Here is a 25,102-nt window from a genome sequence, read left to right as displayed (position 1 = left end):
GTGTCACTGACTTTCAGCGGGTAGTAACTCATGACTATGGTATTCGACATACCGCTGACCGTACTGCTCGGCCAGCTACTGCTCGGACTGATCAACGGCGCTTTCTATGCCTTGCTCAGCCTGGGCCTGGCGATCATCTTCGGTCTGTTGCGGATCATCAACTTCGCCCATGGCGCCCAGTACATGCTGGGGGCCTTCGCCGCCGTGCTCGGCCTCAACTACCTGGGCATCAACTATTGGATGGCGCTGATTCTGGCGCCGCTGCTGGTCGGCGCCCTCGGCATGCTTATCGAGCGTGGCCTGCTGCGGCGGATCGCCGGCGAGGATCACCTCTACGGCTTGCTGCTGACGTTTGGCCTGGCGCTGATCGTCGAGGGCTGCTTCGTCAAGCTGTTCGGCGTCTCCGGCGCGTCCTACCCGATGCCCGAGCTGCTCAAGGGTGGTTACAACCTCGGCTTCATGTTCCTGCCCACTTACCGCGCCTGGGTGGTGGTGGCAGCGCTGGTGGTGTGCCTGCTCACCTGGTACATGATCGAGCGCACCCGACTGGGCTCCTACCTGCGTGCCGGTACCGAAAACCCCAAGCTGATGCAGGCCTTCGGCATCAACGTGCCGCTGCTGATTACCCTGACCTATGGCTATGGCGCGGCGCTGGCGGGGTTGGCCGGGGTGCTGGCCGCACCGATCTATTCGGTCACGCCGACCATGGGCGCCAATCTGCTGATCGTGGTGTTTGCCGTGGTGGTAATCGGTGGCATGGGTTCGATCATGGGCGCGATCGTCACGGGTTTGGCCATGGGCGTGATTGAGGGGCTGACCAAGGTGATCTATCCAGAAGCGGCCAACACCATCGTGTTCCTGGTGATGGTACTGGTGCTGCTGGTTCGTCCCGCGGGACTGTTCGGCAAGGAGACATAAGCATGACCAATCTGCACATCAAACAGGACAGCTTGGTTCTGCCGCCGCAAGTGGTACGCGAGCGCCAGCAGGCGGCGCAGCGGCGCAAGCTGTGGTTCTACCTGGCACTGTTGGGCGTCGCGCTGGTCGCGCCCCTGGCGGTGTACCCGATCTTTCTGATGAAGCTGCTGTGCTTCGCCTTGTTCGCCTGCGCCTTCAACCTGTTGCTCGGCTATGCCGGCTTGTTGTCCTTCGGCCATGCCGCCTTTTTCGCCACTGGTGGTTACATCACCGGCTACTTGCTCAGCGAGTACAGCGGCCTGGGCACCGAGCTGGGAATACTCGCCGGCACCCTGGCGTCCGCCGTGCTCGGCCTGCTGTTCGGCCTGCTGGCGATTCGGCGCCAGGGTATCTACTTCGCCATGATCACCCTGGCGCTGGCGCAACTGGTGTTCTTCATCTTTGTCCAGGCGCCCTTCACCGGCGGCGAGAACGGCCTGCAGGGCGTGCCGCGTGGGCAGTTGTTCGGGCTGTTCGACCTGAACGACAACCTGACCCTGTACTACTTCGTCCTCGCGGTGTTCATCGTTGGCTTCGCCATCATCCAGCGCACCATCCACTCGCCCTATGGCCAGGTGCTCAAGGCGATCCGCGAGAACGAGCCGCGGGCCATTTCCCTGGGCTACAACGTCGACGCGCACAAGCTGTTGGCCTTCGTTATTTCCGCCACCTTGACCGGCCTGGCGGGCTCGACCAAGACCGTGGTGTTCCAGCTGGCCTCGCTGACCGACGCGCACTGGCACATGTCCGGAGAGGTGATCCTGATGACCCTGCTCGGCGGCGTCGGCACCGTGCTCGGGCCGCTGGTCGGCGCCAGCGTGGTGGTCACCCTGCAGAGTTACCTGTCCAACGGCCCATTGGGCGAATGGGTGCACGTGATCCTCGGGGTGATCTTCGTCACCTGCGTGCTGCTGTTCCGGGCTGGCATCGTCGGCTGGGTGCTGAAACTGGCGAAGCGCAACTTCTAAAGCAAGCCTCCTGCTGCCTGTTCAAGGTGCGGACCCTGATCCGCGCCGGGGGGCTGTTTGCCTGATTTTTGCTCTGCCGAGTCGTCGGCAGGGTTGTCTGGACGCCACGGGGAACCCCGTGGGTAACGGGCCGGTTGCATCGGCCGTCGCGGGTAGTGCTTGGCAGTTGGCTGCCTGGCGTTGCTGCACTACCCACCTACAAGAAGAGAGACCTATGCACGTTGAAAAATTGATCACCAAGCCCGTCAAGGCCAAAGTCCTCTGCGTGGCGATCACCGCCAGCCTTGCTGGCTTCATGGCGCCCGCCAGCGCCGACACCGCGTCCGACATGAAGGCGTTGAAGGCGCAGGTCGAGGCGCTGCAGAACAGCATTGCGGCGCTCGAGCAGAAGCAGGCCGAAACCGCCAAGGCCGTCGCGCCCGCCAACAGCGTGACCGCCGGCACCACCCCAGGTTCGTTCAAGCTGCCCGGCTCCACTACCTCGGTCAAGTTCGGCGGCTACGTCAAGGCCGACCTGTTGTACAGCGACACCAGCGCGGGCGTGGGCAGCACGCTTGACCAGTTGCTGGTTCCGGGTTCGATTCCCCTGGACGGCGACACTAATACTGAAGACGGTCAGATTACCCTCCACGCGCGCCAGACCCGTCTGAACTTCGCCACCAGTACGCCGACCGCTTGGGGCGATCTCAAGACCTTCGTTGAGGCCGACTTCTTCGGCTCGAATGGCAACGAGGCCGTCAGCAACTCCAATGGCCCGCGCACCCGCCATGCCTTCGGCAGCCTCGGCGGCCTGCTCGCCGGCCAGACCTGGTCTACCTTCATGGACGCGGGCTCCCTGCCCGAGACCCTGGACTTCGGCGGCCCGGTCGGCGAACTCTTCGTCCGCCAGACCCAGGTGCGTTGGACCGAGGGCTTCGACGGCGGCTCCTGGTCGATTGCGGCGGAAAGCCCCGAGTCCTTCCTGACCACGGCCAATGTCGGCGGCGGTACCAATGCGCTAACCGACGACGACAAGGTGCCCGATCTGGTTGCTCGACTGGACTTCAACACCGCCGTCGGCCGCTTCGCCCTGGCCGCGATGGCGCGCAACATTCGCGTCGATACGGCCGCCGGTGCCGACGACCAATGGGGTGGAGCGCTCGCCGCTTACGGCGTGGTGCCGACCGTCGGCAAGGACACCTTCCAGTTCTCGCTCACCGCCGGTAACGCGCTCGGCCGCTACATGGGCCAGGCCGTATTCTCCGACGGCAGCGTCGATACCGCCGGCGAACTCAGCCTGAACAACCAGTGGGGCGCGATTCTCGCCTACCGCCACTTCTGGATGGATAACCTGCGTTCCACCCTGGCGCTGTCGACCGCCCGCGCGAGCAACCCGAGTGGTGTGACGACTGCGAACATGAACGAAAGCTCCGACACCGCTCACCTGAACCTGCTGTGGAGCCCGGTTGCCAGCACGACGTTCGGCCTGGAACTGATTCACGCCAGGCGTGAAACGGAAGATGGCCGCAATGGCGATTTGAACCGCGTGCAAACCTCGGCGCAGTACAACTTCTGATCGCTCGCGCCGTTTGACGGCGCTGCGGCCGGGCACGATTCATTCTTGTGCGTTGTGGCGGGATGCTCCACCCGTAGCAACCTGGACGAGAACCACTTGATCGTCAGCAAAAGCTGCCGCTCTGGTAAGCCCGGGCTAACCGCTCGATCCGATTGCTCCTTGGTGTGAAGTTTGCCGGGCCCTGGTGGCCCGGTTTTTTTTGTCTTCGATTTGGCATTGCGCAGGTCCGAGCGCCTACCGACAGATCATCACCATTGCCTGCCGGAGGGCCGCTCTCGCGGGGGTGGGGCGAGTCGCTCGCGTTGACGTTAACGTAATGAGTTGTTAGCGTTCCAAGGCTTATAGCCATGAACCCATGTCGCGGGAGCCCCTGTGCGGCATGGCTCGTGGACAATCGACCAAGGATCAAGCATGACGGCCAAGACCTACAGCATTTCCGAACTGGCGCGCGAGTTGGATGTGACCACTCGGACCATTCGTTTCTATGAAGAGCAGGGCATGCTGATACCGACCCGTCGCGGCCAGGAGCGGATCTTTACGGCCAAGGACAGGGTCGCGCTAAAGCTGATTCTGCGCGGCAAGCGCATTGGCTTCTCCCTGGCCGAATGCAAGACCCTGATCGAGCTGTACGACCCGCAGGGCGACAACCGCAACCAGCTCGAGATCATGCTGGGCAAGATCGCCGAACGGCGTCTACAGCTGGAGCAGCAGTTGCTGGACATCCAGCAGATGCAGCTGGAACTGGACACGGCCGAAGAGCGTTGCCACGCCGCCTTGCAGGGCATCCCCGCGACGCAATAAAGACTCGGCTGGCGCCGCAGCGGTCGTTTGGCGGCGGCCGCAGTCGGCGTGAGTTTTATCACTGGCTCTCAGTCCTGGGGCGCGCGCAACGCGCCGCCCAGCGCGCTCAGCACCATGTCGCGCAGCAACGCGTGGCGTGCCGTCGGGCTCATCTCGGGCGCCTCGACCCAGGCCGGTAACTGATTGAGCAGGGCCACGATGCCGTTCAACGCGGCGCGGCGGCTGTTGCCGGCCGGCTGGCCGGTAAGTCGCTCCACGCACTCGACCAGCAGCTGTGTGTAGCGCGCGCGTAGTTCGCGGATGTGCGCCTGCTGCTCGCTGGCCAGGCAGTGACTGTCGTATTCGGCAAGACGAAAATGCGCGGCCATGCTGGCGTGCAACCGTAGGTGCGCCTCGAGCAGGCCGTGCAGCCGTTCGGCGGGCGTGGCAGCGCGCCGTTGCACCTGGCGGGCGCCGTGCAGCAGCTGTTCGTAGAGCTCCTCGATCAGCTCGAACAGCAGCGCTTCCTTGCTTTCGATGTGGTTGTAGAGGGAGCCCGGCTGGATGCCCAGGTGCTTAGCCAGGTCGCGCATGCTGACAGTGCTGAAACCGCGGCTGGCAAACAGGCTCAATGCCTTGAGGCGGGTGGACTGATAGCGCGAGGAATCGGGGATGGGCTGGGTGGCTGGCATGAAGGTGTTCGGCAGGTGGTGGTCGAGCGCCGAGCATGGCGCTCCGGGCGGGTAAAACCCAGGTCGCCAGCGCTCGGTTTGCCTGAGCGATTTGGCCAGTGGCCGTTTACAGCGGGTAATGCGCCAGTTCGCGGGCGATCAGCAGGCGCTGGATCTCGCTTGAGCCCTCGTAGATCTGGGTGATGCGCGCGTCGCGGTAGTAGCGCTCCACCGGGTAATCCTCCAGGTAGCCGTAGCCGCCATGGATCTGCAGCGCCTTGGAGCACACCCGCTCGGCCATCTCCGAGGCGAACAGCTTGGCCTGCGAGGCCTCCGACAGGCAGGGATGCCCGGCGCTCTTCAGGCGTGCAGCATGCAGGATCAGCAAACGCGCGGCGTTGAGCTGGGTGTGCATGTCGGCAAGCATGTTGGCGATGCTCTGGTGCTCCGCGATCGGTTTGCCGAACTGGATGCGCTCGCGGGCATAACCCAGGGCGGCTTCGAAAGCCGCGCGGGCGATGCCCAGGGCCTGGGCGGCGATGCCGATGCGGCCGCCTTCCAGGTTGGACAGGGCAATGGCCAAGCCCTTGCCGCGCTCGCCGAGCAGATTGGCCTCGGCGATGGTGCAGTCATTCAGGGTGACCGCGCAGGTATCGGAGGCCTTGATGCCCATCTTGTGTTCGCTGCGGTCGACGACGAAACCGCGATTGTCGGTCGGCACCAGGAAGGCCGACAGGCCCTTCTTGCCCAGCTGCGGATCGGTGACGGCGAAGACGATAGCCAGCTTGGCGCGTTTGCCGTTGCTGACGAACTGCTTGGCACCGTTGAGTACCCACTGGCCGTCGCGCAGTTCGGCGCGGGTACGCAGGTTGTGTGCTTCGGAGCCGGCCTGTGGCTCGGTCAGGCAGAAGCAGCCGATCGCCTGGCCGCTGGCCAGAAGCGGCAACCAGCTGTCTTGCTGCGTCGGGCTGCCATATTTCAGCAGGGGGCCGCAGCCCACCGAATTGTGGATGCTCATCAAGGCGCCGAGGGCACCGTCGCCAGCCGAGATTTCTTCCACGGCCAGGGCGTAGGCTACATAGTCGGTGTAGCTGCCACCCCAGGTGTCGGGCACCACCATGCCGAGCAGGCCCAGTTCACCCATCTGCGCCACCACGGCGTCATCGATCCAGCCGGCCTTCTCCCAGGCTTGGGCATGCGGCGCGACTTCGCTGCGGGCAAAGTCGCGGGCCATGTCGCGGATCATGCGTTGTTCTTCGGTCAATTGGCTGTCGTGCATGGCAGTGCTCTCCTCAGTTCTGGCCGCGCCATTCAGGTGCGGTGCAGGGGGTTGCTGGCAGCGGGGCGCAAGCCGTTGAAGAAGGCCTGTACCCGCTGCGGGTCCAGTTCGGCCAGGGTCGCTGGGTTCCAGCGCGGAGTCTTGTCTTTGTCGATGATCAGCGCGCGGATGCCTTCGATCAGGTCGCCGCGTTCGAACCATTGATAATCCAGGTGCAGTTCCTGAGCGAAGCAGTCGGCCAGCGCTAGGTGCTGACCGCGCTGCAGCAGCTCCAGGGTCACCGCCATGGCGAGCGGCGAGCGGCTGTCCAACACCCGCACGGTGTCTTGAGCCCAGGCCTGCAACTCTGGGCGGCTCTCGCTGAGCAGGGCGGCGCGGATCGCCGGCAGGTCGGGCAGGGCGAAGTAATCGTCGATGGCCTGGCGCAGGGCCTTGAGCTCGCCACCGGGCAGATCGCTGCAGGTCATGCTGTCGAGCAACTGCTGCAAGTTATCCATTGGCGCTGCCGACCAGCTCAGAGTGTCCAGCGCCAGGTCGAACTCGGCCAGCCGTTCGCTGGCCAGACAATGGTCGGCCAGCCCAGCGTAGAGCGCGTCGGCGGCGCCGACCTGGAGGCCGGTGAGACCCAGGTAAAAGCCCAGTTGGCCGGGCAGCCGGGGCAGGAAGTAACTGCCGCCGACATCCGGGAAGAAGCCGATGCTGACTTCCGGCATGCCCATCTTCACCCGCTCTGTGACTACCCGCAGGGCAGCCGCCTGGGCCAGGCCCATGCCACCGCCGAGAACGAAGCGGTCGAGTAGCGCCAGCACCGGCTTGGGGTAAGCATGCAGGTACTGGTCGAGGGCGTACTCCTCTTCGAGAAACAGCTCGTGCTGATTGCTGCCGCCGGTGTAGCTGTCGTACAGCATGCGAATATCGCCACCGGCGCAGAAGGCCTTTTCACCGTTGCCACGCAGGACCACGGCGAGCACTTCAGGATCCTGCTCCCAGGCATGCAGGTGCTGCAGGAGCAAGCGCACCATGGGCAGGGTCAGGGCGTTGAGGCCGCTCGGGCGGTTGAGGGTCAGGTGGCCGATGCGGTTGCGCACCTCGGCCAGGACCGCCGCTTCGGCGCTGCTCATGCCTCGCTATCCCGACGGTACAGCTTGATGATGGCGGAGAAATCCAGGCCGCCATTACCCTGCTGGCTGAAGCTTTGGTACTGCTGCTGGGCGGCGGCGCCGAGCAGTACTGGCTGGCGCACGTGCTTGGCCGCTTCGGTAGCCAGGCCGAGGTCCTTGAGCATCAGGTCGGTGCCGAAACCGCCGCTGTAGCCACGCGAGGCCGGAGCGTTCTCCAGTACGCCGGGGAACGGGTTGTTGATTTCCGAGCTCCAGCAGCGGCCGCTGGATGTGTTGATGACCCCGGCCAGCACCTTGGCGTCCATGCCCAGGGCCACGCCCAGGGCCATGGCTTCGGCGACGCCGATCATGGAGATGCCGAGCAGCATGTTGTTGGCAATCTTGGCCACCTGGCCGTTGCCGCTGTCACCGCAGTGGACGAGGTTCTTGCCCATGGCGCTGAGAATGGGCCCGGCCTGGTCGAACGCACTTGCCGGACCGCCGACCATAAAGGTCAGGGTGCCAGCCGCGGCGCCACCGGTGCCGCCGGAAACCGGCGCATCGAGCATGGGGTTGCCTTGGGCGATGGCCAGGGCGGCCACTTCGCGGGCACTGAGCGGGTCGATGGTCGAGCAGTCGATCAGCAGCACGCCCTGGCCGACGTGCGCCAGCAGGCCATCTTTGCCCTGGTAAACCTGTTTCACCTGAGCCGCCGCCGGCAGCATGGTGACGATCGCCTCGACCTGAGCCTGGGCCACCGCCGCCGGCGAAGTGGCACTCGTGGCGCCGGCCTCGACAAGGGCGGCGACAGCTTGGGCGCTGGGGTCGAAGACGGTGACGCGGTGGCCGGCCTTGAGCAGGTTGCAGGCCATTGGGCCGCCCATGTTGCCGAGACCAAGAAAACCGATATGCATGGTGGATACCTCTGTAATTAGGGGGGCTCAGCGGTGCTTAAACTGCGCTTGGCGTTTTTCCACGAAGGCGCGCATGCCTTCTTTCTGGTCGTGACTGGCGAACAGCGAATGGAACACCCGACGTTCGAAGCGCACACCCTCGTTGAGGCCGAGTTCGAAGGCTCGGTTGACGCATTCCTTGACCAGCATGCTGGCCGGCAGCGATTTGGCGGCGATACCTTGGGCCACCTTCAGGGTCTGCTCCAGCAGCTCGGCGGCGGGGAAGACCTGGGCCACCAGGCCGGCACGCTCGGCTTCTGCGGCGCCCAGATGGCGGCCGGTGAGGCACAGTTCCATTGCCTTGGCCTTGCCCAGGGCATGGGTCAAGCGTTGGGTGCCACCGATGCCGGGGGTCACGCCCAGGCTCAGCTCAGGCAAGCCGAAGCGGGCGTTGTCGGCGGCGTAGATGAAGTCGCACATCAGCGCCAGCTCGCAACCACCGCCCAGGGCGTAGCCGGCGACCGCCGCAATCAGCGGTTTGCGCCGGTTGCCGATGCGATCGGCGGCGGCGAAGAAGTCGTCGAGGTAGATCGACGGGTAGTCCTTGTCGACCATCTCCTTGATGTCGGCACCAGCGGCGAACGCCTTGGCCGAACCGGTGATGACCATGCAGCCGACCTCGGGGTCGGCTTCCAGGCGGTCGAGGACCAGGTTGAGTTCGCTGATCAGCTGGCTGTTCAGCGCATTGAGCACTTGCGGTCGGTTGAGGGTGATCAGGGCGACCCGTTCGCGCACCTCGACCAGCAGGGTTTGATAGTCCATGGTGATATCTCCCAGGGGGCCGGCCCCAGAGCCTGTTCACGATCTGCTGCGCGTCGGCCCTGCTGCGTTAAAAGCAGGCTCGGAATGCTCATTTACAGCTCGTAAACTCCGCTTCCTCGCCTGCTTTCGCCTTGCATGGCTCTAGCTCGCGAGATCGTGAACAGGCTCTCTTGACCGGCCGATTGGTTACTTGAGGGTGATGGTGGTGTTGACCACGGCGCTGCTGTCGTCCTCGTCGAACCAGCGCTGGGTGACCGTCTTGGTCTGGGTGTAGAAGGTCACCACTTGCTTGCCGTAGGGGCCCAGGTCGCCGAGCTTGGAGCCGCGCGAACCAGAGAACGAGAACAGCGGCACCGGGACCGGGATCGGCACGTTGATGCCCACCTGGCCGACGTCGATTTCTTCCTGGAAGTGCCGGGCAGCAGCGCCGGAGCGGGTGAACAGGGCGGTACCGTTGCCATTCGGGTTGGCGTTGATGATCTCGATCGCCTCGTTGAGGTTGGCGGCATGCATGACGCACAGCACCGGGCCGAAGATTTCTTCGCGGTACACCGACATTTGCGCCGTGACGCCGGAGAAGATCGTCGGGCCGACGAAGTTGCCGTCCTGGTAGCCAGGCACACTCGGGTTGCGTCCGTCCAGTTCGAGCGTGGCGCCTTCTTCGATGCCGCTGGCGATCAGGCCGTTGACGCGCTCCAGGGCCGCGCAGGAGATCACCGGGCCGATGTCGGTGCCAGGCTCGGTGCCGCCATTGATCTTGAGGGTCTTGGTCCGCTCGATCAGCTCCGGCAACCAGGCCTGCGCTTCACCCACCAGGATCACCACCGGCAGGGCCATGCAGCGCTGACCGGCGGCGCCAAAGGAGGCGCCCAGCAGGCTGTTCAAGGTCTGCTGCTTGTTGGCATCCGGCAGGACGATGGCGTGGTTCTTGGCGCCCATCATGCACTGCGCGCGCTTGCCGTTCTGGGTGGCGCGGTTGTAGACATGGGTACCGACCTTGGTCGAGCCGACGAAGGACACCGCCTTGATGTCCGGGTGGTCACAGATCAGGTTCACCGCGTCGACGCCGCCGTGGATGACGTTGAGCACGCCCTTGGGTACGCCGGCCTGCAGCGCCAGCTCGACCAGGCGCATGGTCACCAGCGGATCCTGCTCGGACGGCTTGAGGACGAAGGTGTTGCCGGTGGCGATGGCCATGGGGAACATCCACAGCGGGATCATTGCCGGGAAGTTGAACGGGGTGATGCCGGCGCACACGCCCAGTGGCTGCATCAGGGTGTAGGTGTCGACGCCACTGGCGACGTTGTTGGCCAGTTCACCCATCTGCAGGTTGCCGATGGAGGCGGCATGCTCGACCACTTCCAGGCCGCGGAACACGTCGCCCTCGGCGTCCGGCAAGGTCTTGCCCTGCTCGGCGGTGAGCAGGGCGGCCAGCTCCTTGATGTTCTCGCGGATCAGTTGCTGGTACTTGAGGAAGATCCGCGCACGGGCGCCGATCGGGGTCTTGCGCCAGGTCTTGAAGGCTTCCTTGGCGCTGGCCACGGCGGCGTCCATTTCCTCGGCAGTGGCGAAGGGCACACGCGCCAGGACTTCCTGGGTGGCCGGGTTGACCACGTCGCGCCATTGGGTGGTCTTGGATTCGACGAATTCGCCGTCGATGAGCAGCTTGACGCTGGGAACTGTGGAAGCGGTCATATTCGGGTCCTGTCTGCTGTCGTAGGTCGAGTGCGCCCCCTCGGCGCCGATGCCGAGTGGGCGGGGGAGTGGTTGGCTGGGCCGGCGCGCCGGCCCGGTTCAGCCCTTGAGCTGCGGAAAGTCTTCTTCGAAGTGTTCCTGCGGCCCGCGCGTGTCGCCCTGGCGGCGCTCCAGCTCCATCTGCCGCAGGTCCACCCGGCGGATCTTGCCGGAGATGGTCTTGGGCAGTTCGCTGACGAACTCGATGCGCCGCACCCGCTTGTAGGGCGCCAGGTGCTCGCGGGCGAAGGCGAGGATGTTCTTGGCCAGTTCGGCGCTGCCCGGCTGGTCGTGGGCCAGGATCAGGAACGCCTTGGGTACCGCCAGGCGCAGCGGGTCGGGGCTGGGCACCACGGCCACTTCCATCACCGCCGGGTGCTCGATCAGCGCGCTCTCCAGCTCGAAGGGGCTGATGCGGTAGTCGGAGGCCTTGAACACGTCATCGGCGCGGCCGATGAAGGTGATGTAGCCGTCGGCGTCGATGGCCGCGGTGTCGCCGGTACGGTAGAAACCGTCACGCATCGCTTCGGCAGTCTTCTCCGCGCTGTCTTCGTAACCGAGCATCAGGCCCAGCGGATGGGGGTCCAGGGGCAGGGCGACTTCGCCTTCGTTGCCAGGCTGGCCATCCGGGTCGAGCATGCACACGCTGTAGCCGGGCAACGGCCGGCCCATGGAACCGGGCTTGAGCGGCTGGCCGGGGGTGTTGCCAACCAGCGCGGTGGTTTCCGACTGGCCGAAACCGTCACGCAACGGCAGGCCCCAGGCTTCCTGGATTTGCTCGATGATCTCCGGGTTGAGCGGCTCGCCGGCACCGACCAGTTCGCGCAAGCGCAGACGCTCGCGGCAGCCGGCCAGGTCTTCCTGGATCAGCATGCGCCACACCGTGGGCGGCGCGCACAGGCTGGTGATGCCGTAGCGCTCCAGCACCTCGAGCAGCGCCGGGGCACTGAAACGCGCAGTGTTATGGATGAACACGCAGGCGCCGGCGTTCCACGGGGCGAAGAAGCAGCTCCAGGCATGCTTGGCCCAGCCCGGCGAGGAGATGTTCAGGTGCAGGTCGCCCGGCTGCAGGCCAACCCAGTACATAGTGGACAGGTGGCCAACCGGGTAGCTCTGGTGGCTGTGCAGGACCATCTTCGGCTTGCTGGTGGTGCCAGAGGTGAAATACAGCAGCAGCGGGTCGCTGGCCTTGGTCAGGGCATCGGCGTGGAACTGGCTGGCACAGTCGACGGCGCTGTCGTGATTGATCCAGCCGCTGACTGCCGCGCCGACGCAGATGCGGGTGCAGCCCAGGGCTTGCTCAGCAAACTTGTCGGTATGGTTGCTGCCCACCACCAGGTGGCGCACACCGCCGCGCTCGATACGGTCGCGCAGGTCCTCGGCGGTGAGCAGGGCGGTGGCCGGGATCACCACGGCGCCGAGCTTGAAGGCCGCGAGCATGGTTTCCCACAGGGCGATATGGTTGCCCAGCATCAACAGGATGCGCTCGCCGCGGCGCACGCCCAGCTCGCGCAGGTGGTTGGCCACGCGATTGGAGCGCTCGGCCAGTTCGGCGAAGCTGTAGCGCTGCTCGCTGCCGTCCTCCTCGACAATCCACAGCGCCGGGGCCTGGTTGCCCGCGGCCATGCTGTCGAAATAGTCCAGCGCCCAGTTGAAGGTGTCGAGCTGCGGCCAGCGGAAATCGCGCACGGCGGTGGCATAGTCGCTGCGGTTGGCCAGCAGGAAGTCGCGGGCAGCGAGAAAGGGGAGGCAGTTGCTATTCATGATTCTGGCCCTGTTTTGTTGTTGTAGGGACTGGCCTGATGCCCAGCTCAATCAGGCTTGTGCATCGAGTATAGATAGGCGTTTGCGCAGTAAGAAGGCGCAAATTAACCGAATGGATATGCAAAAATATAATTACTGTCGGGGCTCAGCCGACTCGGCATCTAGCAGCTTGGCCTCGCCAAGGCAGTTGGCGCGGGGTATATGTGTGCATATTTACGGCGACCACTCTTGTAAATAGACGAGTGCATATGCAAAAAAATATGGTTAGCGACAAGCTCAATTGGGACGACCTGCGTTTCTTCCTCGAAGTGGCGCGTACCCGCACTGCCAGTGCGGCGGCCCGGCGCCTGGGGGTGGACTACACCACGGTATCGCGGCGTATCCGCACCCTGGAGCAGAGCCTCGGGGCCCTGTTGTTCGAGAAATCGCGCGCGACCGGCTTTGCCCTGACCGTGGAGGGCCAGCGCCTGCTGGGCTACGCGGAAACCCTGGAAAGCACCTTGCTGGCTGCCTGCGAACAGGTGTCCGGCACCCGCCTGGGGCTTTCCGGGCACCTGCGCATCGCCAGCACCGAAGCGTTCGGCTGCTGGTTTGTCAGCGCGCAGATGAGTGGCTTCCTCGAGCGCTACCCGCACATCTCCCTGGACATCCTGCCGGTGCCGCACTTCGTCAGCCTGTCGCGGCGCGAGGCGGATATCGCCATCACCCTGGAACGCCCGGAGCGCGGGCCCTACGTCTGCTCCAAGCTATGCGACTATCGCCTGCGGATTTACGCCACGCCCGGCTACCTGGCCAGCCATGCGCCGATCCACACGCGCGAGGACCTGGCTGACCACCCCTTCGTCACCTACGTCGACGATCTGGCGTTCAGCTCCAGGTTGCTCTACCTCAACGACTTGCTACCCGGCGCTACCAGCCACCTGCGTAGCACCAGTGTAATTGCCCAGTACCACGCCACCCTGCAGGGACGGGCCATGGCCATTCTGCCGAGCTTCCTGGCCGGGCCGGATCCGCGCCTGTGCGAAGTGTTGCCGGATCAGGTCGACATCATTCGCCAGTTCTGGCTCTCCTACAGCGAAGACCTGCGCAAGCTCAAGCGCGTGACCCTGGCCGCCGAGTACCTGCGCGCCTGTGCCGACCTCAATCGGCCGTTGCTGATGGGGGAGTCGAGCGAAATGCATTACCTGGCCATGGACTGAGCCTGCGGGCAGCGATTCTGCTGGTTCCGGCTGCGCTACGCCCTTGCCCCCAGGAAGGCAGGGCGAGCATCCGGCGGCGCTGCGGGCGCTTGATCCATACGACCAATGGGTGACTGGACGACCGGCGCGGCCTTGCTATAGCTTGCCGTTAACGTAAGGATAAGGCTGGATTCTCGCAGGGGCTTCTAAGCTCTGTAGGCCACCCCATTACAAGCACAAGAAGGGCAAGCCATGAATCACCCCAGCTATACCCGTGGCCCGCAGGACAAGACGCTGCTGGCCATGACCATCGGCCAGGCGTTCGATGACACAGTGGCGCGTTTCGCCGAGCGCGAGGCCCTGGTGGTGCGCCACCAGAACCTGCGCTACTCCTGGTCCAAGCTGGCCGAGCAGGTCGACAGTTGTGCCCGTGCCTTGCTGGCGCTGGGCGTCGAGGCGGGCGAGCGGGTCGGCATCTGGGCGCCGAACTGCGCCGAGTGGTGCATTACACAGTTCGCCAGCGCCAAGCTTGGTGCGATTCTGGTCAACATCAACCCGGCCTATCGCGGTAGCGAGTTGGAGTACGCGCTGAAGCACTCCGGCTGCCGCTGGCTGGTCAGCGCCGATGCCTTCAAGAGCTCCGATTACCACGCCATACTGATCGAACTGTTGCCGGAACTGGCCGCCAGTCAGTCGGGCGCGCTGCACAGCCCGCGCCTGCCGGAGTTGCGCGGGGTCATCAGCCTGGCCGCGCAGGCGCCGGTAGGCTTCCTCTGCTGGCATGAACTGGCGGGCCTTTCCACCCAGGTCTCTGCGGAAAAACTGGCCGAGCGCCAGGCGCTGCTGCAGTTCGACGAGCCGATCAATATCCAGTACACCTCGGGCACCACCGGCTCGCCCAAGGGCGCCACCCTCAGCCACTACAACATCCTCAACAACGGTTACCTGGTCGGCGAGAGCCTGGGCCTCACCGAGCACGATCGGCTGGTGATCCCGGTGCCGCTGTACCACTGCTTCGGCATGGTCATGGGCAACCTCGGCTGCCTGACTCATGGCAGCACCATGATCTACCCGGCACCGAGCTTCGAGCCGGAGGCCACCCTGTTGGCAGTGGCGGAAGAGCAAGCCACGGCGCTGTACGGCGTGCCGACCATGTTCATCGCCGAGCTGGATCACCCGCGCCGCGCCGAGTTCGACCTGTCCAGCCTGCGCACCGGGATCATGGCCGGCGCCACCTGCCCGATCGAGGTGATGAAGAGGGTAATCGGCGAGATGCACATGGCCGAGGTGCAGATCGCCTACGGCATGACCGAGACCAGCCCGGTGTCGACCCAGACGGCTGCCGATGACGATCTGCAGTGTCGGGTCAGCAGTGTCGGCCGCACTCAGTCACATCTGGAAAGCAAGGTGATCGACGAGCAGGGACGCATCGTCCCGCGCGGGCAGGTCGGCGAGCTGTGCACCCGTGGCTACAGCGTGATGCTCGGCTACTGGAACAACCCGCAGGCCACCGCCGAGGCACTCGACCCGGCGCGCTGGATGCATACCGGCGACCTGGCAGTGATGGACGAGCAGGGCTACCTGAGTATCGTCGGGCGCAGCAAGGACATGATCATTCGCGGCGGCGAGAACGTCTATCCGCGGGAGATCGAGGAATTCCTCTTTGGTCACCCGGCGGTGGCCGACGTGCAGGTGATCGGCGTGCCCGACGCCAAGTACGGCGAGGCGATCGCCGCCTGGGTGCAACTGCATCCGGGCCACACCTGCGACGCCGAGGCGCTGCGCGCCTACTGCAAGGCCAATATCGCCCACTTCAAGGTGCCGCGCTACTTCAAGTTCGTTGACCAGTTCCCGATGACCGTGACCGGCAAGGTGCAGAAATTTCGCATACGCGAACTGATGCAGGCGGAGCTGGAGCAGGGCGCCAGCTGATGGCGGCGAGCATGCAGTGGGCATGACGGCGACCGCGGTCGAGAAGGGCACCATCTCCGTGCGCCTGGTCGGCGAGGCCCTGCAGCAGTGGCGCGCCCAGGGTCAGGACTGCGCCGCGTTGCTGAGCCAGTCCGGGATCGCCCCGGAATTGCTCAACAAGCCCTATGCGCGGGTGTCCGCGCAGGCCTATGCGCGTCTGTGGCTGGCGCTGGCCAAGGCGATGGACGACGAGTTCTTCGGCATGAACCCGCGGCGAATGAAGTCCGGCAGCTACGCCTTCATGACCCGCGCCGCGTCGCGCGAGCCGACCCTGGGTGCGGCCCTGGACAGTGCCCTGACGTTTCTCGGCCTGGTCTTCGATGGCCTGACCCCGCGCCTGGAGCGCCAGGGCGGGATGGCGGCGATCGTCATCGACGAGCCAGCGGGGCAAGCCTGTCGGGCGTTCGGCTGTTTCACCCTGTGGATGATCGTGCATGGCCTGGCCTGCTGGCTAGCGGGACGACGTATCCCGATCCTGGCGGTCGAGCTGCACTGCCAGGCCCCGGATTATCTTGAGGATTACCGGGTGATGTTCAGCAGCAACCTGCGCTTCGCCCGCCCGCGCAGTCGCCTGCTGTTCAATGCCGAGTGCCTGGAGCAACCGCTACGGCGCAGCGAGCGCGAGCTCAAGCGCTTCCTCGCCGGCGCGCCGGCCAACATTCTGGTGCGCTACCGCGACCCGCGCAGCCATGCCGCGCGGATCAAGGTCTACCTGCGCAGCCTCAAGGCCGAGCGCTGGCCGGATTTCGAGGCGCTCTCCAGCCACTTCTTCATGGCGCCATCGACCCTGCGGCGCAAGCTGGCCCTGGAAGGCCAGTCCTACCAGGGGCTCAAGGACCAGGTGCGGCGCGACCAGGCCATCGCCCGCTTGGACAGCGGCGCGGGCAACTTCACCGAGCTGGCCTTCGAGCTGGGGTTTGCCGACAGCAGCGCCTTCTACAAGGCGTTCAAGAAGTGGACCGGCACCACTCCGGGGCAGTATCGCGCGCTGATGCATCCCGAGCAGTAGCCACCCTTTGCGATGGTGTGAAAGAACTCTCGGTTACTGCGGCCGCCTCCAAACGACCGCAGCGCGCTATGCCACGAACTCATGCAGTCGCACTTGCGACGACGCTCGGTATTTTCACAACCTCTGAGTCCAGTTGTCCAAATTGCTCAGGCCGATAGACGCCTGTCGACATTGTCGCCGCCAGCCTGCAGCGCGACTATTCCGAGACAACAACAAACTAGGAGTCACCGCCATGCAGGATTACCTGAGCGCTGCCCGCGACTTTGATCTGCCCAGCACGGCCGCCGCCACCCTGGCCGGTTCTCTCGACGCCCTCAACGCCTGTGTCGAATGCTGCGACCGGCATGCCTTGCCGGGGCGCATCGCGCTGTTCTGGGAAGGCCGCGACGGCAGCAGCGCCAGCTACACCTTCTGTGAGTTGCAGGAGCAGGCGGCGCGTTTCGCCAACTTTCTCCAGGCCCAGGGCGTGCGCCCCGGCGATTGCGTGGCGGGCATGCTGCCGCGCAACGTCGAGCTGCTGATCTGCATCCTCGGCACCTGGCGCCTCGGTGCGGTGTACCAGCCGCTGTTTACCGCGTTCGGTCCCAAGGCCATCGAACATCGCTTGCAGGGTTCCGGCGCCAAGGTTGTGGTAACCGATGCGGCCAACCGCGGCAAACTCGATGAGGTCGAGGGTGCACCGCTACTGGTCACCGTCGCTGGCGCCAAGGGCCAGGGCATCCAGCGTGGCGACTTCAGTTTCTGGGCCGAGCTGGAGCGCCATTCTGACGAATTCGAGCCGGTGCTGCGCTCGGCCGAAGACCCTTTCCTGATGATGTTCACTTCCGGCACCACCGGCTTGGCCAAACCGCTGCCGGTGCCGCTCAAGGCGATCCTGGCCTTCGTCGGCTACATGCGCGAGGCGGTCGACCTGCGCCCCGAAGACGCGTTCTGGAACCTGGCCGATCCGGGTTGGGCCTACGGCCTCTACTATGCGGTGACCGGACCATTGGCCATGGGCCACCCGACCACCTTCTACGAAGGGCCGTTCACGGTGGAGAGCACCTGCCGGATCATCCGCAAGTACGCCATCAGCAACCTGGCCGGTTCGCCCTCCGCCTACCGCCTGTTGCTGGCCGCCAAACAGCAGGTCGAGCCGTTGCTCCGTGGGCGTCTGCGCGCGGTCAGCAGTGCCGGCGAGCCGCTGACCCCGGAGGTGATCCGCTGGTTCGAAGGCGGCCTGGACACCTGCATCCACGACCACTACGGCCAGACCGAGCTGGGCATGGTGCTGTGCAACCACCATGCCCTGGCCCACCCGGTGCGCCTTGGCGCCGCCGGTTTCGCCATTCCCGGGCATCGCGTGGTGGTGCTGGACGAACAGAATCGCGAATTGCCGGCCGGCCAACCGGGCATTCTGGCGCTGGACCGGCCGCGCTCGCCGCTATTCTGGTTTCCCGGTTATCTGGGCATGCCGACCAAGGCCTTCGTCGGTGACTACTACCTCAGCGGTGACACCGTCGAGCTGAACCAGGACGGCAGCATCAGCTTCGTCGGCCGCAGCGACGACGTGATCACCACCTCCGGTTACCGGGTCGGCCCCTTCGACGTGGAAAGCGCGCTGATCGAACATCCGGCGGTGATCGAGGCGGCGGTGATCGGCAAACCGGACCCGGAACGCACCGAGCTGGTCAAAGCATTCGTCGTGCTGCAGCCGCAGTTTCGCGCCGATGCCGCGCTGGCCGAGGAGCTCAAGCAGTACGTGCGCAAGCGCCTGTCGGCACATGCCTACCCGCGCGAGATCGAATTCGTCGACGAGCTGCCAAAGACCCCGAGCGGCAAGATCCAGCGCTTTCTCCTGCGCAATCAGGAAATCGCCAAGGCCCAGGCGGCCGCTAACTGAACAAGGAACCGCAAACATGCGTATCGAAGACCGAGTATTTCTAGTCACTGGCGGTAGCTCCGGGCTGGGCCTGGCCACTGCCCGTGCGCTGATCGAGCAGGGTGGCAAGGTAGTGCTCGCCGACATCAACGCCGAAGCCGGTACGGCCCGCGCCGAGGAGCTGGGTGGTAACGCGCGTTTCGTGCAGACCGACATCACTCGCGAGGCCGACGGTCGCCACGCGGTGGCCGCTGCGCTGCAGGCCTTCGACGGCCTGCATGGCCTGGTCAACTGTGCCGGCGTGGCGCCGGCCGAGAAGATTCTCGGGCGTAACGGCGCCCATGGCCTGGACAGCTTCAGTCGGGTGATCCAGATCAACCTGGTCGGTAGCTTCAACATGCTGCGCCTGGCTGCCGAGGCCATGGCTCAGGGCGAGCAGAACGAGCAGGGCGAGCGCGGGGTGATCGTCAACACCGCCTCGGTCGCCGCTTTCGACGGGCAGATGGGCCAGGCCGCCTATGCCGCCTCCAAGGGTGGCGTGGCCGCCCTGACCCTGCCGGCGGCGCGCGACTTGGCGCGTTCGGGGATCCGCGTGATGTGCATCGCCCCGGGCATCTTCGAGACGCCGATGATGGCCGGCATGCCGCAGGAGGTGCGCGATTCGTTGGCGGCCAACGTGCCGTTCCCGCCGCGCCTGGGCCGCCCGGACGAATACGCCGCGCTGGTGCGGCACATCATCGAGAATCCCATGCTCAATGGCGAGGTCATCCGCCTGGATGGCGCCTTGCGCATGGCGGCCAAATAAAGCGGTCCAACTACTATAAGGGCTCGATAGTGCTAGCTAACGGGCCAGAGACAGATCGGGTAACGCGCAGCGAAACCCGCCGATGAGGGCAACGAACATGAGCAAGCAACAGGATCCGGTAGTCATCGTCAGCGCCGCACGCACGCCCATGGGCGGCTTTCTCGGCGACTTCAAGGAGGTCAGCGCCGCGCAACTGGGCGCCGCGGCGATTCGCGCCACCCTCGAACGCGCGGGCCTGGCCAGCGATGCGGTGGACGAGGCGATCATGGGCTGCGTGCTGCAGGCCGGCCAGGGTCAGGCGCCGGCGCGCCAGGCAGCCTTGGGCGCGGGCCTGAGCCAGGGCACGGTGTGCTCGACGGTGAACAAGATGTGCGGCTCGGGGATGAAGGCGGCGATGTTCGGCCATGACCTGCTGCTCGCCGGCAGCGCCGAGGTGGTGATCGCCGGCGGCATGGAGAGCATGTCCAACGCGCCCTATCTGCTGGAGCGCGCGCGTAGCGGTTACCGCATGGGCCATGGCCGGGTGCTCGACCACATGTTCCTCGACGGCCTCGAAGACGCCTACGACAAGGGCCGGCTGATGGGCACCTTCGCCGAGGACTGCGCGCAGACTTACGGCTTTACTCGTGAGCAGCAGGACGCCTTCGCCATCGCCTCGCTGACCCGCGCGCAGCAGGCCATGAATGCAGGGCGCTTCGCCGCCGAGATCATTGCGGTGGAAGCCAAGGCCGGCCGCGAGCTGCGCCTGATTAACAGTGACGAGCAGCCACCCAAGGCGCGTCCGGACAAGATCCCCACGCTCAAACCGGCCTTTCGTGAGGGCGGCACGGTGACCGCGGCCAATGCCAGTTCGATCTCCGATGGTGCCGCCGCGCTGCTGCTGATGCGCCTGTCCGAGGCCGAGAAACGCGGTCTGACCCCGCTGGCGGCGATCCGTGGGCACGCCACTTTCGCCCATGCGCCAGGGCTGTTCGCCACCGCGCCGGTCGGCGCCTTGCAACGGCTGATGACGCGCACCGGCTGGGAAATCGGCCAGGTCGACCTGTTCGAGGTTAACGAGGCCTTCGCCGTGGTGCCGATGGCGGCCATGCGCGACCTCGACATCCCCCACGACAAGCTCAACGTGCACGGCGGCGCCTGCGCCCTCGGCCACCCGATCGGCGCGTCCGGCGCGCGGGTACTGGTGACCCTGCTCAGCGCCCTGCGCCAGTACGACCTCCAGCGCGGCGTCGCCTCGCTGTGCATCGGCGGCGGCGAAGCCACGGCCATGGCCATCGAGTTGCTCAACTGAACCGGGAGAGCCCCATGATTCCTTCTGAACAAGACCTGCAGATCCGTGACATGGCCCGGCAGTTCGCCCAGGAGCGGCTGAAACCCTTCGCCGCCGACTGGGACCGCGAGCACCGTTTCCCCGCCGAGGCCATCGCCGAGATGGGCCAGTTGGGTTTCATGGGCATGCTGGTGCCGGAAGACTGGGGCGGCGCGCAGACCGGCCACCTGGCCTACGCCATGGCCCTGGAGGAAATCGCCGCTGGCGATGGTGCCTGCTCGACCATCATGAGCGTGCACAACTCGGTGGGTTGCATGCCGATCCTGAAATACGGCAGCGAGGAACAGAAGCAACGCTTCCTCAAGCCGCTGGCCGAAGGCACGATGCTCGGCGCCTTCGCCCTCACCGAACCCCAGGCCGGTTCCGATGCCAGCGATCTGCGCACCCGCGCCCGCCGGGACGGTGAGCACTATGTGCTCAATGGCAGCAAGCAGTTCATCACCTCAGGCAGCCACGCCGGCATGGTGATTGTCTTCGCCGTGACCGATCCGGCGGCCGGCAAGAAGGGCATCAGCGCCTTTATCGTGCCCACCGATACGCCCGGCTACTCGGTGGTGCGGGTCGAGGAAAAACTCGGCCAGCATGCCTCGGACACCTGCCAGATCCAGTTCGACGACCTGCGCCTCCCGGCCAGCCTGCGCCTGGGCGAGGAGGGCCAGGGCTATCGCATCGCCCTGGGCAACCTGGAGGGCGGGCGCATCGGCATCGCCGCCCAGGCGGTCGGCATGGCCCGTGCGGCGTTCGAGGCGGCGCGCGACTACGCCCATGAGCGGCAGACTTTCGGCAAGCCGATTATCGAACACCAGGCGGTGGCGTTCCGCCTGGCCGACATGGCGACGCAGATCGCCGTGGCGCGGCAGATGGTCCATCACGCCGCCAGCCTGCGCGAAGCCGGGTTGCCGTGCCTGACCGAGGCATCGATGGCCAAGCTGTTCGCCTCGGAGATGGCCGAACGGGTCTGCTCGGCGGCGCTGCAGACCCTCGGCGGCTACGGCTACCTCAAGGACTTCCCGCTGGAGCGGATCTACCGCGACGTGCGCGTGTGCCAGATCTACGAAGGCACCAGCGACGTGCAGCGGTTGGTGATCGCGCGCAGTCTCTAGCGGGCTGTATCGCCTGTCAGGTCGCCTCGCGTGCGCCAATGCGCCACACGGGGCTGCGCCCTGACTGCTAGCTAGGCTTCGCGCGGGCTCTGCGGCGGCGGGTTGATGCCCATGGACAGATAGATGCTGGTGAAGGCGTCGACGCCGATATTGGCTGGCTTGACCCATTCCACCGGCACATACAGCAGGCCGCCACCGATGGGGATAGGCGCGGTGGGCACCAGGACGGCGTAATAGCTGCGGCCATCGATATCAATGGGTTGTGGGTTGGGCATCAGCGCCAGCACGGCGACCCCATCGCCACCGAACAGGCACCAGACGGGGCTCATGGCGTTGATGTCGGCCCCTTCCTTTTTCTCCAGCAGGTCGACAAAGCGGTCCGCCAGGTTGTACAGCTTGCCGAACAGCGGAATACGCCGCAGGGTCAGGTTGGTCAACCATTGCAGCGGGCGGCGCAGCCCGAGTTGTACGCCCAGGCCCAGTGTATAGATGCCCACCAGCAGCGCCGCAGTACCCAGGGTGTACGCCAGGTAGGCGTTGCTGGCGAATGGCTGGCCCATGCTGGCAAATACCTGGCCGATATAGCTGGACGGTCCGATTGCCCGGTTCAACAGGCCGACTATCCAGGACAGCAGCGTCAGGCTCAAGGCCAGCGGCAGCAAGACGATCAAGCCGGTTAGCCAGGTAGCGAGGAGGGCGTTGGCGCTTTTCTTGATCATGGGTGAGATCCGGTCGAGTGGCGGTAGCAGGCAGACAGCTGCGCAGGGCATGTGAGTGGACTGCACATTCAGGCGATGGTTTTAAGGGTGAAGACTTCGCTGATCCGCTGCAGCTTGCCATCCCAGACGTAACGCAGATGCACGCCCTGGTGCGGAATGCTCGCCGCCGGCGGGCGGAACAGGGCGGCGCATTCACCTTCAGGGTGGCGCACGCTGCGGTAAAGCAGGCCCCAGGAACCCTGCTTGCGCTGCTCAGCGGCGAAACGCTGGGCGATCGGGTAGGCGGCCGGGTCCGGGTCGTGCAGGTGTTCGTGATCCTGGCGAATGTCATCCAGCGCTTTGACCACCCGGCAGACGTAGGCACGCAGGGTCAGTTCCAGGCTCGGCTCATGGGTCGCGCGCAGGAAACGCTCGCGGTGGTAGCGGGTTTCCGCCACCGCGGTGTGCAGGCTGTCGCCACAGTAGTAGACGCCATACTGGCCGGCGGTGAAGCGGCTGACCGCGCCGATATGGGTGAAGGCGGCCATCAGTGGCGACGAACCGGGGCCGCTGACCCGGTCTGCTGGCGCCACGTGGGCGAGCAGGCCGGCTTCTTCGCGCAGGCGGTCGTTGGTCAGGCCCTCGATCAGGAACGCCTGTTCGAGATCGGCGGCGTCCAGCACATCCTCGAACACCGAGATTGGTGGAAAGGCGCTGGAAACCAGGCGATAGGCCCGCGGCCAGGCGGGCAGGGTCTGCCTCAACCCCTGACCCCGTCGAGGTAGCGGCGCACGTCGGCGAGGTCGACCACGCCGCCGGCGAGCATCAGCTCGAGCGCGCTGTTGCCATTGAACGGCGCCTCACTGTTGGCTTTTCTCACCCATTCATAGGTCGAGGGTTTGTCGCCGAACAGGATGCGCAGCGACTTGTGAATGCCCATCAGGTAGGAGACTCGCTCCATGGTGTCGCGGGGCAGGCGCACTTCCGGCAGTTGCCGGTATTTGTACAGGGTGCTGCGGCCAATCGAGCCCAGCAGAACCATCTGCTCCTCGACCGAGCACTGCCACTTGTTCATCAGGTTGAAGAAGAATTTCAGCGCGACCTGACCCGCCTTGGTCGATTCGATGTCGAGGGCTGGAGCGTTGCGTTGCGCGGTAGCCGTCATGCTGGCTTCTCCATTTGTAGACTTATTATCAATACTAGTCTTCATCTGGAGTCGTGGCAACGCCTCGTCAAATACCCGCAGCACAGCTGAGTCCACCCTGGCCGAGTCCTGGGTAATAAGCCGCAACCGTTCTCGATAACCTTAAATGGTGGGCAGGTGCCGCTCGGCAGCTTTTCGATAATGGCCGTGTGCGAGGCTTGTCGAACACCTTGGTTAGCGCTAACATCGCTTCAAACAATGAGCGGCCCCACGCCGATGGCGCCCTGGAGAACCCATGCAGACAGTCAATCCTGCCACCGCCGTTAATCCGGCACGCCGCACCCTGGTGGTCATGGGTGTGAGTGGCTCCGGCAAAAGCGAAATCAGCCAGGCCGTGGCCAGCGAGCTGACCTGGCGGCATATCGAAGCCGATCATTTCCATCCCGAGGCCAACGTCGAGCTGATGCGCGCCGGCACTGCCCTCACCGATGACGACCGCATTCACTGGCTGGATGCGTTGAGCGCCGAGATGCAGGCCGCGCAGGCTAACGGTGAAGGCTTTGTGCTCGCCTGTTCGGCGCTCAAACGCATCTACCGCGAACGTCTGCGCGCCGCCGTGCCGGGTTTGCAGTTCGCCCATCTGGATATTGATCGGACCACCGCCTTGCAGCGGGTGGGTGCCCGCCCCGGGCATTTCATGCCGATCTCGCTGGTCGACAGCCAGTTCAATACCCTTGAGTCGCCCCTCGACGAAGCCCATGTATTCAACGTCAGCGCCGCGCAGAGCCGCGCCGAAGTGGTTGCGCAGGTGTGTGCCTGGGTACGCCGTGACGCCACCGGTGAGGAGATCGAGGCGCAAGTGGATCTTTCTTCGCAGCCGTTTGATAGCGCTAACCATGCGCCGCAACTGACGGCCGAACCTATCTACGGCGGTGGCTTGGCGCAGTTGTTCGACCGCCTCACCGACGGCCTGATGGCTGCACTGATGGCCTTTATGGTGGCCGCGGTATTCATCAACGTAGTGCTGCGTTATGCCTTCGGCACTGGCTGGGCCGGTGTCGAGGAACTGTCGCGCCTGGCTTTCGTCTGGTTGGTGTTCGTCGGTGTGGCCTCGAGCATGCGCCGCGGCGAACTGATGACCTTCCGCATGATTCGCGACCGTTTTCCCAACGCCATTCGCCGCCTGGTCGACTCGCTCAGCTGGCTGCTGGTGATCGGCGCCAGTCTGCTGTCGGCCATGGGCGCCTGGAGTCAGGTGCAGTACGGCTGGGGCAATCACAGCACGGTGGTCGGCTACCCGGTGGTGCTGGCGATGGTGCCGGTGTTGGCCAGCATGGCGGTGCTGGCGCTGTTGGCGCTGGTGCAACTGATCAACGTCTGGCGCCGACCCAGCGAGCAGGCAGCGGCACCGGCCAATGTCACGGCCGATTGAGCGGTTTTTCGCGTTGCATTCATTAGATAACAAGATCGGGCACTGCCC

22 protein-coding genes are annotated in these 25,102 nt (G+C 65.2%); 12 read left to right on the top strand and 10 right to left on the bottom strand.

Annotation, left to right across the window (positions count from 1 at the left end; genetic code table 11):
* The first annotated feature begins 30 nt into the window (after nucleotides 1-30).
* From VCJ09_RS13510 to VCJ09_RS13495, 4 genes are all read left to right on the top strand, one after another.
* Nucleotides 31-918 carry a branched-chain amino acid ABC transporter permease gene (locus VCJ09_RS13510; protein WP_324730699.1) on the top strand — a complete coding sequence of 296 codons (888 nt, stop codon included), beginning with the start codon at nucleotides 31-33 and terminating at the stop codon, nucleotides 916-918.
* 2 nt (nucleotides 919-920) lie between these two features.
* A complete protein-coding gene (locus VCJ09_RS13505; RefSeq protein ID WP_324730698.1) occupies nucleotides 921-1,925 on the top strand; it encodes a branched-chain amino acid ABC transporter permease in 1,005 nt (334 codons plus the stop codon).
* 214 nt (nucleotides 1,926-2,139) lie between these two features.
* Nucleotides 2,140-3,480 carry a DcaP family trimeric outer membrane transporter gene (locus VCJ09_RS13500; RefSeq protein WP_324730697.1) on the top strand — a complete coding sequence of 447 codons (1,341 nt, stop codon included), beginning with the start codon at nucleotides 2,140-2,142 and terminating at the stop codon, nucleotides 3,478-3,480.
* A 411-nt stretch (nucleotides 3,481-3,891) separates the two neighbouring features.
* Nucleotides 3,892-4,281 (top strand): MerR family transcriptional regulator, encoded by a 390-nt coding sequence (locus VCJ09_RS13495; RefSeq protein WP_079202197.1) that lies wholly within the window; start codon nucleotides 3,892-3,894, stop codon nucleotides 4,279-4,281.
* Between the two features lie 68 nt (nucleotides 4,282-4,349).
* On the opposite strand, the gene VCJ09_RS13490 is transcribed toward VCJ09_RS13495, so the two are convergent.
* From VCJ09_RS13490 to VCJ09_RS13460, 7 genes are all read right to left on the bottom strand, one after another.
* Entirely contained in the window at nucleotides 4,350-4,952 is a 603-nt protein-coding gene (locus tag VCJ09_RS13490; RefSeq protein WP_324730696.1) for a TetR/AcrR family transcriptional regulator, read from the bottom strand.
* Nucleotides 4,953-5,058: 106 nt separating this feature from the next.
* On the bottom strand, nucleotides 5,059-6,210 hold the full coding sequence (locus VCJ09_RS13485; RefSeq protein WP_324730695.1) for an acyl-CoA dehydrogenase family protein: 1,152 nt from the start codon (nucleotides 6,208-6,210) through the stop codon (nucleotides 5,059-5,061).
* Between the two features lie 32 nt (nucleotides 6,211-6,242).
* A complete protein-coding gene (locus tag VCJ09_RS13480) occupies nucleotides 6,243-7,331 on the bottom strand; it encodes an enoyl-CoA hydratase/isomerase family protein (protein WP_324730694.1) in 1,089 nt (362 codons plus the stop codon).
* Nucleotides 7,328-8,224, bottom strand: coding sequence for a 3-hydroxyisobutyrate dehydrogenase (mmsB, locus tag VCJ09_RS13475; protein ID WP_324730693.1), 897 nt, complete (start codon nucleotides 8,222-8,224; stop codon nucleotides 7,328-7,330). Before mmsB ends, VCJ09_RS13480 begins: the two co-directional genes overlap by 4 nt.
* 27 nt (nucleotides 8,225-8,251) lie before the next feature.
* A complete protein-coding gene (locus VCJ09_RS13470) occupies nucleotides 8,252-9,025 on the bottom strand; it encodes an enoyl-CoA hydratase (protein WP_324730692.1) in 774 nt (257 codons plus the stop codon).
* A gap of 186 nt (nucleotides 9,026-9,211) precedes the next feature.
* Nucleotides 9,212-10,720: a CoA-acylating methylmalonate-semialdehyde dehydrogenase gene (locus VCJ09_RS13465; protein ID WP_324730691.1), complete on the bottom strand. Its 1,509-nt coding sequence runs from the start codon at nucleotides 10,718-10,720 to the stop codon at nucleotides 9,212-9,214.
* 99 nt (nucleotides 10,721-10,819) lie between these two features.
* Complete coding sequence (locus VCJ09_RS13460; RefSeq protein WP_324730690.1) at nucleotides 10,820-12,523, bottom strand: AMP-binding protein; 1,704 nt, start codon at nucleotides 12,521-12,523, stop codon at nucleotides 10,820-10,822.
* 248 nt (nucleotides 12,524-12,771) lie between these two features.
* Here VCJ09_RS13460 and VCJ09_RS13455 point away from each other — a divergent pair, with 248 nt between their 5' ends.
* The 7 genes from VCJ09_RS13455 to VCJ09_RS13425 all read left to right on the top strand — a co-directional run bounded on the left by VCJ09_RS13455 (nucleotide 12,772) and on the right by VCJ09_RS13425 (nucleotide 21,780).
* Nucleotides 12,772-13,722, top strand: coding sequence for a LysR family transcriptional regulator (locus VCJ09_RS13455; protein ID WP_324730689.1), 951 nt, complete (start codon nucleotides 12,772-12,774; stop codon nucleotides 13,720-13,722).
* A 231-nt stretch (nucleotides 13,723-13,953) separates the two neighbouring features.
* The gene (locus tag VCJ09_RS13450; protein ID WP_324730688.1) at nucleotides 13,954-15,633 is read left to right on the top strand and encodes an AMP-binding protein; all 1,680 of its coding nucleotides are present in this window, start codon (nucleotides 13,954-13,956) and stop codon (nucleotides 15,631-15,633) included.
* 22 nt (nucleotides 15,634-15,655) lie between these two features.
* Nucleotides 15,656-16,681, top strand: coding sequence for an AraC family transcriptional regulator (locus tag VCJ09_RS13445; RefSeq protein WP_324730687.1), 1,026 nt, complete (start codon nucleotides 15,656-15,658; stop codon nucleotides 16,679-16,681).
* Between the two features lie 232 nt (nucleotides 16,682-16,913).
* Complete coding sequence (locus VCJ09_RS13440; RefSeq protein WP_324730686.1) at nucleotides 16,914-18,563, top strand: acyl-CoA synthetase; 1,650 nt, start codon at nucleotides 16,914-16,916, stop codon at nucleotides 18,561-18,563.
* 16 nt (nucleotides 18,564-18,579) lie between these two features.
* A complete protein-coding gene (locus VCJ09_RS13435) occupies nucleotides 18,580-19,347 on the top strand; it encodes a 3-hydroxyacyl-CoA dehydrogenase (RefSeq protein ID WP_324730685.1) in 768 nt (255 codons plus the stop codon).
* Between the two features lie 97 nt (nucleotides 19,348-19,444).
* On the top strand, nucleotides 19,445-20,638 hold the full coding sequence (locus VCJ09_RS13430) for an acetyl-CoA C-acyltransferase (RefSeq protein WP_324730684.1): 1,194 nt from the start codon (nucleotides 19,445-19,447) through the stop codon (nucleotides 20,636-20,638).
* Between the two features lie 14 nt (nucleotides 20,639-20,652).
* On the top strand, nucleotides 20,653-21,780 hold the full coding sequence (locus VCJ09_RS13425) for an acyl-CoA dehydrogenase family protein (RefSeq protein WP_324730683.1): 1,128 nt from the start codon (nucleotides 20,653-20,655) through the stop codon (nucleotides 21,778-21,780).
* Nucleotides 21,781-21,851: 71 nt separating this feature from the next.
* Here the strand turns inward: VCJ09_RS13425 and VCJ09_RS13420 are convergent, their stop codons facing one another.
* The 3 genes from VCJ09_RS13420 to VCJ09_RS13410 form a co-directional block, all read right to left on the bottom strand.
* Nucleotides 21,852-22,499, bottom strand: coding sequence for a DUF502 domain-containing protein (locus VCJ09_RS13420; protein WP_324730682.1), 648 nt, complete (start codon nucleotides 22,497-22,499; stop codon nucleotides 21,852-21,854).
* 68 nt (nucleotides 22,500-22,567) lie between these two features.
* The gene (locus tag VCJ09_RS13415) at nucleotides 22,568-23,242 is read right to left on the bottom strand and encodes an RES family NAD+ phosphorylase (RefSeq protein WP_324730681.1); all 675 of its coding nucleotides are present in this window, start codon (nucleotides 23,240-23,242) and stop codon (nucleotides 22,568-22,570) included.
* On the bottom strand, nucleotides 23,239-23,643 hold the full coding sequence (locus tag VCJ09_RS13410) for an MbcA/ParS/Xre antitoxin family protein (RefSeq protein ID WP_324730680.1): 405 nt from the start codon (nucleotides 23,641-23,643) through the stop codon (nucleotides 23,239-23,241). Before VCJ09_RS13410 ends, VCJ09_RS13415 begins: the two co-directional genes overlap by 4 nt.
* A 274-nt stretch (nucleotides 23,644-23,917) precedes the next feature.
* Between VCJ09_RS13410 and VCJ09_RS13405 the strand changes: the two genes are divergently transcribed.
* The gene (locus VCJ09_RS13405) at nucleotides 23,918-25,054 is read left to right on the top strand and encodes a gluconokinase, GntK/IdnK-type (RefSeq protein WP_324730679.1); all 1,137 of its coding nucleotides are present in this window, start codon (nucleotides 23,918-23,920) and stop codon (nucleotides 25,052-25,054) included.
* Nucleotides 25,055-25,102: the final 48 nt, after the last annotated feature.

It is taken from the genome of Pseudomonas paeninsulae, assembly GCF_035621475.1.
In the GTDB taxonomy this organism is placed as follows: Bacteria; Pseudomonadota; Gammaproteobacteria; order Pseudomonadales; family Pseudomonadaceae; genus Aquipseudomonas; species Aquipseudomonas paeninsulae.
This window is presented reverse-complemented; position numbering and strand designations above follow the sequence as displayed.

Bases quoted from the DNA above. Each gene is read 5' to 3' on its own strand.
- VCJ09_RS13510 (WP_324730699.1), top strand. From the start codon at position 31: ATGACTATGGTATTCGACATACCGCTGACCGTACTGCTCGGCCAGCTA.
- VCJ09_RS13505 (WP_324730698.1), top strand. From the start codon at position 921: ATGACCAATCTGCACATCAAACAGGACAGCTTGGTTCTGCCGCCGCAA.
- VCJ09_RS13500 (WP_324730697.1), top strand. From the start codon at position 2,140: ATGCACGTTGAAAAATTGATCACCAAGCCCGTCAAGGCCAAAGTCCTC.
- VCJ09_RS13495 (WP_079202197.1), top strand. From the start codon at position 3,892: ATGACGGCCAAGACCTACAGCATTTCCGAACTGGCGCGCGAGTTGGAT.
- VCJ09_RS13490 (WP_324730696.1), bottom strand. From the start codon at position 4,952: ATGCCAGCCACCCAGCCCATCCCCGATTCCTCGCGCTATCAGTCCACC.
- VCJ09_RS13485 (WP_324730695.1), bottom strand. From the start codon at position 6,210: ATGCACGACAGCCAATTGACCGAAGAACAACGCATGATCCGCGACATG.
- VCJ09_RS13480 (WP_324730694.1), bottom strand. From the start codon at position 7,331: ATGAGCAGCGCCGAAGCGGCGGTCCTGGCCGAGGTGCGCAACCGCATC.
- mmsB (WP_324730693.1), bottom strand. From the start codon at position 8,224: ATGCATATCGGTTTTCTTGGTCTCGGCAACATGGGCGGCCCAATGGCC.
- VCJ09_RS13470 (WP_324730692.1), bottom strand. From the start codon at position 9,025: ATGGACTATCAAACCCTGCTGGTCGAGGTGCGCGAACGGGTCGCCCTG.
- VCJ09_RS13465 (WP_324730691.1), bottom strand. From the start codon at position 10,720: ATGACCGCTTCCACAGTTCCCAGCGTCAAGCTGCTCATCGACGGCGAA.
- VCJ09_RS13460 (WP_324730690.1), bottom strand. From the start codon at position 12,523: ATGAATAGCAACTGCCTCCCCTTTCTCGCTGCCCGCGACTTCCTGCTG.
- VCJ09_RS13455 (WP_324730689.1), top strand. From the start codon at position 12,772: ATGCAAAAAAATATGGTTAGCGACAAGCTCAATTGGGACGACCTGCGT.
- VCJ09_RS13450 (WP_324730688.1), top strand. From the start codon at position 13,954: ATGAATCACCCCAGCTATACCCGTGGCCCGCAGGACAAGACGCTGCTG.
- VCJ09_RS13445 (WP_324730687.1), top strand. From the start codon at position 15,656: ATGACGGCGACCGCGGTCGAGAAGGGCACCATCTCCGTGCGCCTGGTC.
- VCJ09_RS13440 (WP_324730686.1), top strand. From the start codon at position 16,914: ATGCAGGATTACCTGAGCGCTGCCCGCGACTTTGATCTGCCCAGCACG.
- VCJ09_RS13435 (WP_324730685.1), top strand. From the start codon at position 18,580: ATGCGTATCGAAGACCGAGTATTTCTAGTCACTGGCGGTAGCTCCGGG.
- VCJ09_RS13430 (WP_324730684.1), top strand. From the start codon at position 19,445: ATGAGCAAGCAACAGGATCCGGTAGTCATCGTCAGCGCCGCACGCACG.
- VCJ09_RS13425 (WP_324730683.1), top strand. From the start codon at position 20,653: ATGATTCCTTCTGAACAAGACCTGCAGATCCGTGACATGGCCCGGCAG.
- VCJ09_RS13420 (WP_324730682.1), bottom strand. From the start codon at position 22,499: ATGATCAAGAAAAGCGCCAACGCCCTCCTCGCTACCTGGCTAACCGGC.
- VCJ09_RS13410 (WP_324730680.1), bottom strand. From the start codon at position 23,643: ATGACGGCTACCGCGCAACGCAACGCTCCAGCCCTCGACATCGAATCG.
- VCJ09_RS13405 (WP_324730679.1), top strand. From the start codon at position 23,918: ATGCAGACAGTCAATCCTGCCACCGCCGTTAATCCGGCACGCCGCACC.